Raw genomic sequence first — 14,638 nt, 5'->3', positions numbered from 1 at the left:
ATATGCAACTCAGCGCAGGTCGCTGAAAGCCTGCAATCTCCCGTTCCGGCAGACTTCTCTCAGCCATTACTTTTATGAGTGAGAGAAACCCATGAACGCTTTGCTTTATATTCTGGTGATAATTATCTGGGGCACCACCTGGTTTGCCATCTATCTGCAACAAGGCGACGTGCCGGTGACGGTGTCGATTTTCTACCGTTTCCTGCTGGCCGCTGTGATCATGCTGGTGGCTTTGCTGGCAACGCGCCGGTTGCGCCGCCTGGCGCTGAAAGATCATCTGTTCTGCATGATTCAGGGCTGCTGTGTTTTTTGCTTCAATTTTTACTGCTTCTATCACGCAGCGGCTTACATCACCAGCGGTCTGGAGTCGGTGATCTTCTCAATGGCCGTGTTATTTAATGCCTTCAACGGCATGCTGTTTTTCCGCCAGAAGCTGGCACCGGCAGTAATTCCGGCCTCCATTCTCGGACTGGCGGGCATTATCACGCTGTTCTGGCATGATCTCAGCGCCGCGCATATCGCGCCGGAACTGCTTAAAGGCATCGGCCTCAGCCTGCTCGGCACTTATGGATTCTCACTCGGCAACATGATCAGCTCACGCCATCAGCGCCACGGGCTGGACGTACTTTCCACCAATACTTACGCGATGTTTTACGGCACCGCGGTGATGGGCGTACTGAGTCTGATACAAGGCGCGTCATTCGCCATCGACCTGACACCGCACTATCTCGGCTCGCTGGTCTATCTTTCGGTGTTTGGCTCAGTGCTGGCCTTCGGCATTTACTTCACGCTGGTCGGGCGCATCGGTGCCAGTCAGGCGGCCTACAGCACCCTGCTGTTCCCGCTGGTCGCACTGACCGTGTCCACCGTTTATGAAGGTTATCAGTGGCACGCCAATGCAGTTATCGGGCTGGCGCTTATCCTGCTGGGCAATCTGGTGATGTTCTGCCGCCCGGCCTGGCTGGGGGTGTTCAGGAAGGCGGCGGCGTAATTTGATATCAGGCCAGTAAGCTCTCACCGCCAATCAGCGGAATAATCCGGGCAAGCACATCGTTAAACACGCCATCTTCGGCAACAGCGATAAACTTAGCCTGCCGGTGCCGCCAGTCCATCGTATGGATCAACGTGGTGGCAACGACGCAAGGTGCGCTCAGGTTGTTGACCGGCACCTCTGTCGGTGCGCCGCGGATGCTGCTGCTCACCGGCATACAAATCACCAGACCGGTCACCTGATTATAGGTTTCATGAGACAGGATCAGCGCCGGTCGATATTTGCCTATTTCCTTTCCTTTGGTGGGCTCGAAATCCAGCCAGCAAATATCCCCGCGCTTCGGTAAATACATTAGTAATCAAGCTCCTTGTCAGTCGGTTCTGCCAATTCATCAGCATGAGCATTATACGCGCTCAGCCCCGATAACAAGCTGGCCTCCGTGACCTTTTGCCTATCGGCTTTTCGAATTTGCAGCCCTTCTTCAGAAATCTCGATATCAACGACATCACCTTCCTCAAATTGTGGAATTGACTTCAAATTTCCTGACAGCCTTAACGCGATGCTGTTACCCCATTTCTGTAATGTGGCCCGGGTGCGCATGTTCATTTCTCCACCGTTGTATCTACAAAGAGTATACAACCAAAAGCCCGTCGCAGTATTCCTGATACGGGCTTTTGCGAGCTGCATTCCGGTTTTTTATCTTTCTGCGTTAATCGGGAGTGTTAAATAATCCCGCCATTCGCCTTCAGCGTCTGGCCGTTAACCCATGCGCCATCGGGACCGGCGAGGAAGGCGACGACGGAGGCAATATCTTCCGGCTGGCCAAGGCGCTCAAGCGGTGAGGTTTTGGCGATGGTTTCCACCAGCTGATCCGATTTGCCGTTGAGGAATAAATCCGTTGCCGTCGGGCCGGGCGCCACGGTGTTGACGGTTATCTGGCGTCCGCGCATTTCTTTGGTGAGCACGCGGCTCAGCGCTTCGACAGCCGCTTTGGTCGCGGCATACACGCCGTACGTCGGCTGATATAACCCAACCACGGTCGATGAGAAATTGATGATTCGCCCGCCGTCGTGCAGATGTTTCGCCGCTTCACGCAGCGTGTTAAAAGTGCCTTTCAGGTTAATGTCGATAAGGCGATCGAACGCTGCATCGTCTGTGTCGGCAATGGCGGAAAGCGTCATGATCCCCGCGTTGTTCACCAGCACATCAATACCACCAAACGCCTGTTCCGCGCTGGCAAACATCCGGCTGACCGCCGCAGCGTCGCTGACATCCGCCTGCGCGCTGATAGCTTTTCCGCCTGCCTGTTCGATTTTACTGACCACCGCGTCAGCTTCTGCCGCACCGCGTGAATGGTTAACAATCACGGTAAAACCGTCCTGCGCCAGACGTTCTGCGATCGCCGCGCCAATACCACGGGATGCGCCGGTGACCAGCGCGACTTTCTGTTTAGATGAAGTCATGAGGTGTTTCCTTTTTCAGTGATTCGGAGTCGTCGTCGATGAAGAAAGCGTAGCCGATTGACGCTGCCGGATAATTCCCTGATATTCGTTAACACTATCCGGAAAAGGCGAACAATCACCATGGATAAACTCGACAGCATGCAGCTGTTCACCCGCGTGGTGGAATTGCGCAGTTTTACGCAGGCCGCGCAAGCGCTAAACCTCAAGCGCTCGACGGTGACCGATGCGATAAAGCAGCTGGAAACGCGGCTGAACATCCGGCTTTTGCAACGCACCACCCGTCACGTCAGCCCGACGCTGGATGGCGAAGCCTATTACCAGCGCTGTCTGCGTATTCTGGCGGATGTGGAAGATGCCGAAATGGCCTTTGCCGGTGCCCAGCCGAAAGGGTTATTGCGGGTGGATGTTCACGGTTCGATGGCGCGACATTTTCTGCTGCCGGGACTGCCGGATTTTCTGGCGCAGTATCCCGACATTGAGTTTTACATGAGCGAAGGCGACCGGCTGGTGGATCTGGTGCGCGAAGGGATTGATTGCGTGATCCGCGCCGGTGAGCTGAAAGACAGCGATATGGTGGCGCGCCCGCTCGGTACGCTGCCGGAAATTACCTGCGCCAGCCCGGACTATCTGCAACGTTTTGGCATACCGGAAACCCCGGACGATCTCGCCGGTCACCGGATGATTGGTTTTCGTTCCAGTGCCACCGGAGGCCTGTTGCCATTGGTGTTTCAGGACCAAGGCAAAACACGTGAAATCCTGCTGCCTACCAGTTTGTCGGTCAACGGCGCGGAAAGCATGAAAGAAGCGGCACGGCGCGGAATGGGGATTATTCAGGTGCCGCATTACGGCCTGCTGGAAGATCTCGCGCAGGGAAGTCTGGTGCAGATCCTGACTAATTTTCCGGCCGGTACGTTACCGGTTTCCCTGCTTTACCCGCGTAACCGCCAGCTTTCGCCACGGGTGCGGGTGTTTATCGACTGGATGGTGAAAGAATTTGCGCGGCGCGATCCGCATCTGACATGATAGTTTTTCTGCTCAGAAAGCCTGACGTCATAACGTTAACGATTGGGAGATGCCGATGACCACACCTGCTGTATTGCTGCATATCGGCAGCGAAGAGACGCAAGTTATCGTCCGTAGTGATGATAACGAAGAGAAAAGTTTGCACCTGACACTGGGCTCACAACTGACATCCGTCGGGTATTTCCGCCATTCTCCGCCGACACCGGATGAAATGGAAACCGCCATTATGGTGGTCGAGGACGAAGTGATCCGTATCCGGCATGACATTCCGCCGGGCGCCAAACTGTTCAGCACAGACAACGATATCCGTGCGCTGGCCCGCATTGCCGGTGAAGCAGAAAACGAAGTCATGACCTTATCCCTCGACGCCGTTGAACGCACTTTCGACCGGCTGGCGCTGGTGATTAATGGCCGTCCAGCCCATTTCGAAGGCATCCCGGACGGCAATGATTTCGCCGCCACGCTGCTTATTTTGCGCGAATTTATGCATCATCTGCAATTTGATGAAATCGTGGTGAAAGGGACGAAATTTGAGATACCCAGGTAAGCATTAAAGCGAAAAGAACAGCCCCGGATGGGGCTGTTAATACGTTAGCACTGGATCAGGATTTACTTTTTCCCTGCCCGTGGGTGTCGTAATAATTGAGCACGAATTCGAGATCGAAGGTTTTCGACTGGAATGTCTGTTTAAGTTTTTCCTGTAAAGGTGCTGGTAAAGCTAAAAACCGACCTTCTGTTTTTATCACAGAGGGATTTGCGCCCGGCGAAAGGACAATCAAAGATTCGATCACTGTTTGATAATCTTGCCCGCTATGTGTGCTTTCAGGAAAACTGCCCGCATAGGCAATCATACTCAGCATATATTCATATTCTTGCTGTTGAATACAGGATTTCAGCGATTCATTTTTAAAGTAAATAAGCGCAGTAGATATCGTTTCCCGATCAAAAGGCTTCAGATCTTCTGCGGTGACTTTCGGCTTTTGTTGCTCTTTTTCGTCACACAGCGTGGTTTGTCTGCCCAGGCTGTCCATCGCAGATTGCATTGCCTGCTTTAGTCTTAATTGTTCCGGCGAGATACTCTGAGTAGCAAATACGCACAGAGGAAAAAAGAGTAAGAGTGCGGTTAATGGTAATAGCTTCACATTCATTCCTTAAATGTTTAACGAAGACTGTCCTTCATACACATCCAAAAAGCACGTTCCTCACCTTGCAATCCAGTTGTTAATATTAGCATTTCGATATCTCTATATATCAAGTTCCTGACAAGGTCACCGGTTCCTTTCGCTGCCTGAGAAAACATAAAGAAATCTTGTTGTGTAACGTAAAAACTACTGGTTAATGAATTATTTTTAACGAAAATAGAATAAAGAACACTAGTTGCATTCAGTGCCTGAAGTAATGTTCCCAATTTTCTCTTTCGACGTATTTCTTCAATGGTATTGATACTCTGCTGGCCGAAAGTTACGGAACCTCCACCACATTCTATCATTTTAGACCTCAGCTATTATTGAAATATATCATTCATAATAAATACATTCACATGACCCATCAAATAACTTCATTTATATGATATTGGTAAAAATGATTTTTAACTGAAGAAATATCACACTTCCAGAAATAAAAAGCCTCTCTGAAATATTCAGAGAGGCTTATAGTTTCCGTTTATTTAATAACGTTACTGCAAAATATTAATTATTTTTCAATACCGCAGGTTCAGATTCCATCAGTACCATCCCGCTGAGATCAGGCAGGGTCTGATGATTCAGGTAATCCTGGAACGACATCCGCGGGGCATTATTTTCCCAGGCGGATTGCAGCTTGCCGAGCAGGTCAGTGGTTTTCGACGTGATTTCCGGCGTGGTGGTGTCGGATTCCAGTGCGCCTTTCACATATTTCTGAATATGTGTTGAGTTGCTGGCGGACTGAGCCACTGACGCACTCACCAGCGCCCCTTTGTGATACTGCACGGACGTCGTGCTTTCTGCCGAGTCATCAATCTGATAGTACAGGTAATTCTGCGAATTCCGGTCGCTGGTCAGGTTCAGCTGTAAACCCGGCGTCAGCGACTGATGGTAACTGGCGACCAGATGCGACTGCTGCTTCTGGGTGATATTGCGATCCTGCGTACCCGTACCGGTGATGCTGCTGGTTTGAGAAACCTGATAAGAGAACGTATCGGTTTCGTCCGGGCGCATCGGATTGGTGGTATCGACCGGCGTCTGTGAGATGGACGCCGTGAAATCCGCCAGCCCCGTCATCATGTTTTTATCGGTTTTGGTCAGCGAGAAATACACCGGCTCTGAGCCACGAGTTTTGTATGTCGTCGCCGTATCACCGTAATTGCTGTTCAGGGCGGTAAAGGCATCTTTGAACATGGCCATCAGCGATTCATCGGCATTGCCGCGATTGCCTGCGCTGTTGATTTGCTTCAGATAACTGTTCAGCGCCTGTTTCTGCTGATTATCGGTGCCCAGCAGTGCGCGTTGACTCATGTCCACGCTGATATCTACCGTGCCAGCCACACCGGTCGATTTGACTGAGCGCGTATTCGCATCAGCATGAAAATCCAGCGTCTGGGTATTAGTGGTGCCCAGCGTGGCGTGTAAATCCACCGACGACAGCACCGAGGTATCGAATTTTGTCAGGCCGCTCAGATCCAGCTTCGGCGGCTGCGCCGTCAGGCCATCAATCGCTTTCTGAAAACCTTCTGCAAGACCGGCCAGCGCTTTGCGATCCGCATCGCTGAGCGTGCCTTTGCTGACATTCACCTGCACGCCGAGACCGTCATCATCGCTGCCCAGCGTGATATCGACCAGCGCGCCGCTGGCGGTTTTAATGCTCAGGCTTATCTGGTTATCGGCTTTAGTATGAAGCTGGGTTTGGGCGGCGACGTTGGCCGCAGAACTGGCTGACTGAGCGGAAGTCTGCTTCATCACCGACTGGGAATAACTGCTGCTGTCGGTAGTAAATCGTTCAAGCAGCGCCGCACCGAGTCCGGTAAAACGCGCCGCATTGCCAGCGTTGCTAAAATTGGATGCGAGCTTTGAAGACATCAGATCACTGGAAGAACGTTCCCAGACCAGAGCCGGTTTGGTGATGCTGTATACCGGCGACGCAGATTCCGTCTGGCCGATCATCACTGCGGAGGATTGCGTCGCTGAAGCCTGCTGCTGACTGGCTGCAGTAGTGACTGCCGTCAGTGATTTTGTTGACGTAACCAGCGTATTAAGCGTCTGATTACCTGTCGCAGAGATAACTGTCATCCTGATGAGTCCCTATGTTTTTGCGTCAAAGCGCCAGTGGATACCTTGATCCTTCTGATGCTATTTTCGGCAAAAACACAGGAAACTTTAAGGATGTGTAAAAAGTTATTTCCTGTCAGTCACCGCGTTATTCCAGCGGGCCGCCCAGAATGGTTTCACACATTCCGGAAAGAATGCGTTCACCGGTTTCAGTTTTCAAATCTTCATACCATTGTTCGGTCACGGCCATTTCTTTGCCGTGAGTGACATCACAGCGTTTACGCGCTTTCAGTACCAGATCCTTCACGCGATATGCGCGTTTTTCCTGATAACGCAGCAATGCGTCTTCAATGCCTAATGAATTGGTTTGCAGCATATTCGCCAGTACGACTGCGTCTTCCATCGCCGCACAACCACCCTGCCCGATATCCGGCGTGGTGCTGTGGCCGGAATCGCCGAGCAGCGCAATACGGCCTTTGACCAGTTGCATAAAGGGTTCGATATCGTGGATTTCGACGCGGTTAGTGGTTTCAGGATTGATCTGGCTGATCAGCTTCTGCACCGGTTCCGCCCAGCCCGCAAAGTAGCCCTGCAAATCCTCGCGCACGGTGGTGCGATCCTGCGGCAAACCTTTCGGCAGCGGCACATCAAAGAAGAAATAAAAACGGTTGCCGCTCACCGGCATCAGCGAAACGCGTTTACCTTCGCCGACAAACGTCGTCCATTGATCGGCTGGCGCGATGCTTTCGTCGATTTCCACCAGACCGTTCCAGTTGACGTAACCGGCGTAGCGGCGCTCCGTCGCATAGCCCAGAACATGCTGGCGGATAACAGAATGGGTGCCGTCGGCGGCAATCAATAAATCACCGGTCGCAGACGTGCCGTCGTCAAACCAGGCGGTCACGCTGTCGGCGGATCCTTCAACATGCGTCACGCGCTTGCCAAACTGCACCTGATCGCGGCCATACGTCTCGAGCAGCATCGACTGAAGTTCCGCACGTGCCACCGGATACGGCTGCTCGCCGACGCTCTGGATCAGCGGATCCATACTGAAACGCGTCATGGTCTGACCCTGCTGATATTCTTTGTACGCCATAAAACGCATGTTGCCGCCAAGTTCGCGCAGCGCATCTTTCATGCCGAGATAATTCAGGCACTTCACTCCGTTAGGCCAGATGGAGATCGCCGCGCCGACCGGTTTGATCTCTTTCACTGCCTCGTATACCGCCGTTTCGATGCCAAAACGCTTCAGCGCAATCGCCGCACACGCCCCGCCAATACCGCCACCAATCACGATCGCTTTCATATTTTTCTCCCCTGAGTCTCTTTAGGGGAAAGCAATTTCTGTACCAGAAAGACGATTTGCCGCCAAAGCCTTATAGTCAATCTTAAGTGAAATCAACCACTGCCAAAGCACGGAAGGAATGCGCTAAAACGAGGCGCACTTTTGGAGCAAACGTGCCGCAACCAGCATGCAATGAACCAGTCTGGTGCGCACGGGCGAAGGTTGATACTCTGGGTAGTATTGATATTTTGAATACATAAAACATAAGTATTTATAAAATGAATCGCTATCCGATGTTCAGCCCGCAGCAGTTGCTTAGTTTTGTCGCCGTCTGCGAAACCGGCAGTTTTACCCGTGCTGCCGACCGCGTTTATCTCTCGCAATCCACCGTCAGCCAGCAAATCCGCCGGCTGGAAGAGGCGCTGGGCAAACCGCTGCTGGAACGCACCTCACATCAGGTTCAGCTCACCGAAGAAGGCGAACGGTTGCTGGGTTATGCGCGGCGGATTATCGCGCTGAACGGTGAAGCGCACGACGCGCTGAGTGACCAGTGGCCGGACGGCGTGGTGCGTCTTGGCGTGCCGGAAGATTTTGCCGCCGCCACCACATCGTTGCTGGCCCAGTTCAGCCGCGCCCATCCGCATATCCGCCTCGATGTGACCAGCGGCCTGAGCCACGAACTGCGCCGCGCCTGGCAGCAGGAGATGCTGGATATTATTCTGGTGAAACAGCTGACCGGCGAGAAAGCCAATGCCTCGCGCCCCGAGCCGATGCAGTGGCTCGACAGCGCCGCGTTTCCGGCGTTTGAACGGGATCCGATCCCGCTGGTGCTGTTTCCGCTCAACGGGTTATACCGCGAAGAACTGTGTCAGGCGCTGGATACTCTTGGACGCAGCTGGCGCATCAGTTACAGCAGCGCCAGCCTCGCGGCGCTGGTCGCCGCCAGTGCCGCCGGACTGGGCGTCACCTTATTGCCTGCCAGTTGCCGCCTGCCGGAACACCGGATTTTAGACACCGAAAGCGGCTTGCCGCCGGTGAATAACGTCGAACTCGCGCTGTTTTATCGCCCCGACGCAACACCGGCACAAATCGCACTGGCCGGAAAATTAAAAGATTTTTGTCAGCTCAGTTAGCCATTACGTTTCCCACTGACAGGCAGTGGGAAAAATCGCAGCCGGAACCGGCGATATCTTTTAGGGTGAAAGGGAAACAGCATCCTCCCGCATCATGATTAAGGAATTCGACGTGCAAAATCCTCAGCATCAAAGCCGCAGAAACTTTCTCTCTCATAGCGCCAAAATCACCGCCACCGGCGCATTGCTCACCGCAGGAATGTCCTCCGGAATCGCATCAGCCGCGCCGTTTAAAGCGGGCGCGATGGACGAAAAATGTAACGATGCAAGCCAGATCAACGCGATTTCTGCACCGCATTACCAGCTGCGCAATGTGCGGCTGGAAGAGGGTTTTGAGCGCGAAGACGATATCGTTGTCGCCACCCAAACCGGGCTGTACAACCTGGAAATCAACAACGGCAAAATCGTGGCGATCCAGCCTGCAAAAGATGCCCCGGCCAGTACCTTGCCTGCTTTTGATGCCAGAGGATTACTTCTGCTGCCCGCCACACGCGACATGCATATTCACCTCGACAAGACCTTCTACGGCGGCAAATGGGAAGCACCCCGCCCGCGGAAAGGCAAAACCATCATGGACATGATTGCCCGCGAACAGGTGCTGATCCCCCAACTGTTACCGACATCGGTGGAACACGCTGAAGCAATCATTGGCCTGCTGCATTCCAAAGGCACGACTGTTGCGCGCAGCCACTGCAATATCGACCCGGTCAGCGGCCTGAAAAGCCTTGAACATCTGAAGATTGCGCTGGAAAAACATCAACAGGATTTCAGTTGTGAAATCGTGGCGTTCCCGCAGCACGGTTTACTGCATTCAAAAGTCTATGGCCTGATGCGCGAAGCGATGCAAATGGGCGTGCAGTACGTCGGCGGGCTGGATCCGACCAACGTGGACGGCGCGATGGAAAAATCCCTCGACGCGATGTTCCAGATTGCGCTCGATACCAACAAGGGCGTGGATATTCATCTGCATGAAACCACGCCAGCCGGTATTGCGGCAGTAAAATACATGATTCAGACGGTGGAGAAAAACCCGCAGCTGAAAGGCAAAGTGACGCTCAGCCACGGTTTCGCACTGGCGATGATGCAGGGCGCAGAACTCGACGAGGTAATCAACGGGCTTGCCGAACAGCAGTTCACCGTCGCCTCCACCATTCCGCTCGGTAAACTGAACATGCCGCTGCCGCAGCTCAGCCAGAATGGCGTATTTGTTATGACCGGCACCGACAGTGTAATCGACCACTGGTCGCCGTTCGGTACCGGCAGCATGCTGGAAAAAGCCAGCCTCTACGCCCAGCTCTACGGCAACTCCGACGAATTTGGCCTGACGCGCTCCCTCGCTATCGCCACCGGCAACGTCCTGCCGCTCGACGACAGCGGCAAACGCCAGTGGCCTGCGGTGAACGATAACGCCGAAATGATCCTGGTCGACGCCAGCTGCTCCGCCGAAGCGGTCGCGCGGGTGTCGGAGGTGAAAGCGACATTCCATCAGGGCAGATTAGTGTTTGGAGCTGTTGGGAAAGTGTGAGGTATCAGAGATCCCTGAATGCCGGATAGCAAAAAGCCCCTTTCGGGGCTTTTTGTTGTTCTGAACGTTGATGCCCGAAGGCAAACAATCAGAACGGGATATCGTCGTCGAAATCCATTGGTGGTTCGTTGTTCTGTGCTGGCGCGTTGTTTTGCGCAGCCGGACGAGCCTGCTGGCCGCCGCTGAACTGGTTGCCGCCTTGTGGCTGCTGAGGCTGACCCCAACCGCCTTGCTGGCCGCCTGCGGATGGCTGACCGCCACCTGCTGGTGCGCCGCCGCCGGCACGGCCGCCGAGCATCTGCATGGTGCCGCCCACGTTAACGACGACTTCGGTGGTGTATTTTTCAACGCCAGCCTGATCGGTCCATTTACGGGTTTGCAGTGCGCCTTCGATGTAGACCTGAGAACCTTTCTTCAGGTATTCGCCTGCGACTTCCGCTAATTTGCCGAACAACACCACACGGTGCCATTCCGTTTTTTCTTTCTGCTCGCCGGTGGCTTTGTCACGCCAGCTTTCAGACGTTGCCAGAGTGATGTTGGCAACCGCGCCGCCGTTAGGCATGTAGCGGACTTCCGGGTCTTGTCCCAGATTACCGACGAGAATAACTTTGTTTACGCCTCTGCTGGCCATGTGGATTCTCCTGATGATGTATGTCGTGGTTGAAACCACAATCCGAGGTGTGGAAGGTCACACTTTGCAGCATTATAACCATAAAACGATACCTTCGTACCATGGATGTCTGAGGATGCGGCATTCTTTCCAGATTGTTCAGCAAACATTCCATCGTTACATCGAGTACTGGATATACATTCAGGTTTTGGGGTGGCACAGATTGTGATTTGTGTCATAATTGCGCGTTACGTTCTTCTCTGTGCCCGATTCGATGGCTGGCGCGAAACAGGTTTTCACGGCGGTTACCGGCACGGTGAGCTATCAAGTTAATCCGGGAATGATGAATGGATAAGATCGAAGTTCGGGGCGCACGCACCCATAATCTCAAGAATATCAACCTGATTATTCCGCGCGACAAACTGATTGTTGTCACCGGCTTATCCGGTTCAGGCAAGTCCTCTCTGGCGTTCGATACGCTGTACGCCGAAGGCCAGCGCCGCTACGTCGAGTCGCTGTCTGCCTATGCACGCCAATTTTTATCCTTAATGGAAAAACCGGACGTCGACCATATTGAAGGTCTGTCTCCGGCGATTTCGATTGAGCAAAAATCAACGTCACACAACCCGCGTTCAACCGTCGGGACGATCACCGAAATCCACGACTACCTGCGTCTGCTGTTTGCCCGCGTGGGCGAGCCGCGCTGCCCGGATCATAATATTCCGCTGTCAGCCCAGACCGTCAGTCAGATGGTGGATAACGTCCTCGCGCAGCCGGAAGGCCAGCGCCTGATGCTGCTGGCGACCATTGTTAAAGACCGCAAAGGCGAGCACACCAAGACGCTGGAAAACCTGGCGTCGCAGGGCTATATCCGTGCACGTATCGACGGCGAAGTGTGTGATCTTTCCGATCCGCCGAAATTAGAATTGCAGAAAAAGCACACCATTGAAGTGGTCGTTGACCGCTTTAAAGTGCGCGAGGATCTGGCACAGCGTCTGGCGGAATCGTTTGAAACCGCGCTCGAGCTTTCCGGCGGTACCGCCGTGGTCGCCGATATGGATGACCCGAAAGCCGATGAGATGCTGTTCTCTGCCAACTTCGCCTGTCCGGTGTGCGGTTACAGTATGCGCGAACTGGAACCGCGTATGTTCTCGTTCAATAACCCGGCCGGTGCCTGTCCGACCTGTGACGGGCTGGGCGTGCAGCAATTCTTCGACCCGGAACGCGTGGTGCAAAACCCTGAGCTTTCACTGGCAGGTGGCGCAATTCGTGGCTGGGATCGCCGTAACTTCTATTACTTCCAGATGCTGCGCTCTCTTGGCGAGCATTATGATTTCGACGTGGAAGCGCCGTTTAACGAACTGAGCAGCGACGTAAAACACGCGATCCTGCACGGCTCCGGCAAAACTACGATTGAATTCAAATACATCAACGATCGCGGTGATACATCTATCCGCCGCCATCCGTTTGAAGGTGTGCTGCACAATATGGAACGCCGTTATAAAGAAACGGAATCCAGCGCGGTACGTGAAGAACTGTCGAAATACATCAGCAACCGCCCGTGTACATCCTGCCGTGGCACACGCCTGCGTGAAGAAGCACGTAACGTGTTCGTGGAAGAAACGACGTTGCCGGAAATCTCTGATTTCAGCATCGGTCATGCGATGGATTTCTTCCGCAATATGAAACTCAGCGGTCAGCGCGCCAAGATTGCTGAGAAAGTGCTGAAAGAGATTGGCGATCGCCTGAAATTCCTGGTGAACGTTGGTCTGAACTATCTCTCGCTGTCCCGTTCTGCGGAAACGCTGTCCGGCGGCGAAGCCCAGCGTATCCGTCTGGCGAGCCAGATTGGTGCCGGTCTGGTGGGCGTCATGTACGTGCTGGATGAGCCGTCTATCGGTCTGCATCAGCGCGACAACGAACGTCTGCTGGAAACCCTGATCCACCTTCGCGATCTGGGTAATACCGTCATTGTGGTCGAGCACGACGAAGACGCGATCCGCGCCGCTGACCATATTATTGATATCGGTCCGGGTGCGGGCGTGCATGGCGGCGAAGTGGTGGCAGAAGGCACCGCTGAAGACATTATGGCGACCGAGAATTCACTGACCGGCCAGTTCCTGAGCGGCAAACGTGAAATCTCTGTACCGGCGCAGCGCGTTCCGGCGGATGCCACCAAAGTGCTGAAGCTATCTGGCGCCAAAGGCAACAACCTGAAAGACGTCACGCTGACGCTGCCGGTAGGTCTCTTTACCTGTATCACCGGCGTGTCCGGCTCGGGTAAATCGACGCTGATTAACGACACGCTATTCCCGCTGGCACAGCGCGAACTGAATGGTGCGACGATTGCCGAAGCCGCACCGTATCGCGAAATCGAAGGTCTGGGGCATTTCGATAAAGTCATCGACATCGACCAGAGCCCGATTGGTCGTACGCCGCGTTCTAACCCGGCAACCTACACCGGCATTTTCACGCCGGTTCGCGAACTGTTTGCCGGTGTACCGGAATCCCGTTCACGCGGTTATACGCCGGGACGTTTCAGTTTCAACGTCAAAGGCGGACGCTGCGAAGCCTGTCAGGGCGACGGCGTGATCAAAGTCGAAATGCACTTCCTGCCGGATATTTATGTGCCGTGCGATCAGTGCAAAGGCAAACGCTATAACCGCGAAACGCTGGAAATTAAATACAAAGGCAAGAGCATCCACGAAGTACTGGAGATGACCATTGAAGAAGCGCGTGATTTCTTCGATGCCGTCCCTGCTCTTGCGCGTAAATTGCAGACGCTGATCGACGTCGGTCTGACTTACATCAGCCTCGGCCAGTCAGCAACCACGCTGTCCGGCGGTGAAGCGCAGCGCGTGAAACTGGCGCGTGAGCTGTCCAAACGCGGCACCGGTCAGACGTTGTATATTCTCGACGAACCGACCACGGGCCTGCACTTTGCCGACATTCAGCAACTGCTGGAAGTACTGCATCAGCTGCGCGATCAGGGCAACACCATCGTGGTGATTGAACACAATCTGGACGTGATTAAAACGGCGGACTGGATTGTCGATCTCGGGCCGGAAGGCGGTGCGGGCGGCGGACAGATTCTGGTTGCCGGTACGCCGGAAACCGTCGCAGAATGCAAAGAATCGCATACCGCACGCTTCCTGAAACCGTTGCTGGAACGCCACAGCCAGCAGGCGAAGAAAAGCGCTTAATGATTTAGATCCTCTCCTGCCCAGAGGTGATAGTGCCGATCAGCGCCCTCCCCTGCGAAGGGGAGGGTTGGGGTGGGGTATTAATGGAAAATCAATAAGTTGAATTAGGCTTTAACGTTGGTTATGCCTTTAGAACCCCCTCCCATCCTCCCCCTTCGCAGAG

At 53.9% G+C, this 14,638-nt stretch carries 14 protein-coding genes; 6 read left to right on the top strand and 8 right to left on the bottom strand.

What is annotated here, in order from left to right; all coding sequences use genetic code 11:
- Positions 1-91: 91 nt before the first annotated feature.
- On the top strand, positions 92-991 hold the full coding sequence (locus ACJY2G_RS00275; protein ID WP_430319859.1) for a DMT family transporter: 900 nt from the start codon (positions 92-94) through the stop codon (positions 989-991).
- A 7-nt stretch (positions 992-998) separates the two neighbouring features.
- Here the strand turns inward: ACJY2G_RS00275 and ACJY2G_RS00270 are convergent, their stop codons facing one another.
- The 3 genes from ACJY2G_RS00270 to ACJY2G_RS00260 all read right to left on the bottom strand — a co-directional run bounded on the left by ACJY2G_RS00270 (position 999) and on the right by ACJY2G_RS00260 (position 2,454).
- Positions 999-1,343, bottom strand: coding sequence for a type II toxin-antitoxin system PemK/MazF family toxin (locus tag ACJY2G_RS00270; protein ID WP_129638057.1), 345 nt, complete (start codon positions 1,341-1,343; stop codon positions 999-1,001).
- Positions 1,343-1,597, bottom strand: coding sequence for an AbrB/MazE/SpoVT family DNA-binding domain-containing protein (locus ACJY2G_RS00265; RefSeq protein WP_244220168.1), 255 nt, complete (start codon positions 1,595-1,597; stop codon positions 1,343-1,345). Before ACJY2G_RS00265 ends, ACJY2G_RS00270 begins: the two co-directional genes overlap by 1 nt.
- Positions 1,598-1,713: 116 nt before the next feature.
- Entirely contained in the window at positions 1,714-2,454 is a 741-nt protein-coding gene (locus ACJY2G_RS00260) for an SDR family oxidoreductase (RefSeq protein WP_430319858.1), read from the bottom strand.
- A gap of 120 nt (positions 2,455-2,574) precedes the next feature.
- Between ACJY2G_RS00260 and ACJY2G_RS00255 the strand changes: the two genes are divergently transcribed.
- Positions 2,575-3,477: a LysR family transcriptional regulator gene (locus tag ACJY2G_RS00255; RefSeq protein WP_430319857.1), complete on the top strand. Its 903-nt coding sequence runs from the start codon at positions 2,575-2,577 to the stop codon at positions 3,475-3,477.
- Positions 3,478-3,532: 55 nt separating this feature from the next.
- Positions 3,533-4,024, top strand: coding sequence for a hypothetical protein (locus ACJY2G_RS00250; protein ID WP_430319856.1), 492 nt, complete (start codon positions 3,533-3,535; stop codon positions 4,022-4,024).
- Positions 4,025-4,079: 55 nt separating this feature from the next.
- On the opposite strand, the gene ACJY2G_RS00245 is transcribed toward ACJY2G_RS00250, so the two are convergent.
- From ACJY2G_RS00245 to hpxO, 4 genes are all read right to left on the bottom strand, one after another.
- A complete protein-coding gene (locus tag ACJY2G_RS00245; RefSeq protein WP_430319855.1) occupies positions 4,080-4,619 on the bottom strand; it encodes a hypothetical protein in 540 nt (179 codons plus the stop codon).
- A 17-nt stretch (positions 4,620-4,636) separates the two neighbouring features.
- On the bottom strand, positions 4,637-4,966 hold the full coding sequence (locus ACJY2G_RS00240; protein WP_095924354.1) for a hypothetical protein: 330 nt from the start codon (positions 4,964-4,966) through the stop codon (positions 4,637-4,639).
- 199 nt (positions 4,967-5,165) lie between these two features.
- Positions 5,166-6,740 carry a hypothetical protein gene (locus tag ACJY2G_RS00235; RefSeq protein WP_430319853.1) on the bottom strand — a complete coding sequence of 525 codons (1,575 nt, stop codon included), beginning with the start codon at positions 6,738-6,740 and terminating at the stop codon, positions 5,166-5,168.
- A gap of 127 nt (positions 6,741-6,867) precedes the next feature.
- On the bottom strand, positions 6,868-8,025 hold the full coding sequence (gene hpxO / locus ACJY2G_RS00230) for an FAD-dependent urate hydroxylase HpxO (protein ID WP_430319852.1): 1,158 nt from the start codon (positions 8,023-8,025) through the stop codon (positions 6,868-6,870).
- Positions 8,026-8,282: 257 nt separating this feature from the next.
- On the opposite strand from hpxO, the gene ACJY2G_RS00225 reads away from it, so the two are divergent.
- Together ACJY2G_RS00225 and ACJY2G_RS00220 are read left to right on the top strand one after the other, a co-directional pair.
- Positions 8,283-9,137 (top strand): LysR family transcriptional regulator, encoded by an 855-nt coding sequence (locus tag ACJY2G_RS00225; protein WP_430319851.1) that lies wholly within the window; start codon positions 8,283-8,285, stop codon positions 9,135-9,137.
- Between the two features lie 94 nt (positions 9,138-9,231).
- Positions 9,232-10,662 carry an amidohydrolase family protein gene (locus ACJY2G_RS00220; protein ID WP_430319850.1) on the top strand — a complete coding sequence of 477 codons (1,431 nt, stop codon included), beginning with the start codon at positions 9,232-9,234 and terminating at the stop codon, positions 10,660-10,662.
- A gap of 88 nt (positions 10,663-10,750) precedes the next feature.
- Here ACJY2G_RS00220 and ACJY2G_RS00215 read toward each other — a convergent pair whose 3' ends face one another.
- The gene (locus ACJY2G_RS00215) at positions 10,751-11,293 is read right to left on the bottom strand and encodes a single-stranded DNA-binding protein (protein ID WP_095924349.1); all 543 of its coding nucleotides are present in this window, start codon (positions 11,291-11,293) and stop codon (positions 10,751-10,753) included.
- Positions 11,294-11,619: 326 nt separating this feature from the next.
- Here ACJY2G_RS00215 and uvrA point away from each other — a divergent pair, with 326 nt between their 5' ends.
- Entirely contained in the window at positions 11,620-14,475 is a 2,856-nt protein-coding gene (gene uvrA / locus ACJY2G_RS00210) for an excinuclease ABC subunit UvrA (protein ID WP_120162207.1), read from the top strand.
- Positions 14,476-14,638: the final 163 nt, after the last annotated feature.

This window comes from Rahnella sp. ATs2, assembly GCF_051851855.1.
Taxonomy (GTDB): Bacteria; Pseudomonadota; Gammaproteobacteria; order Enterobacterales; family Enterobacteriaceae; genus Rahnella; species Rahnella variigena.
This window is presented reverse-complemented; position numbering and strand designations above follow the sequence as displayed.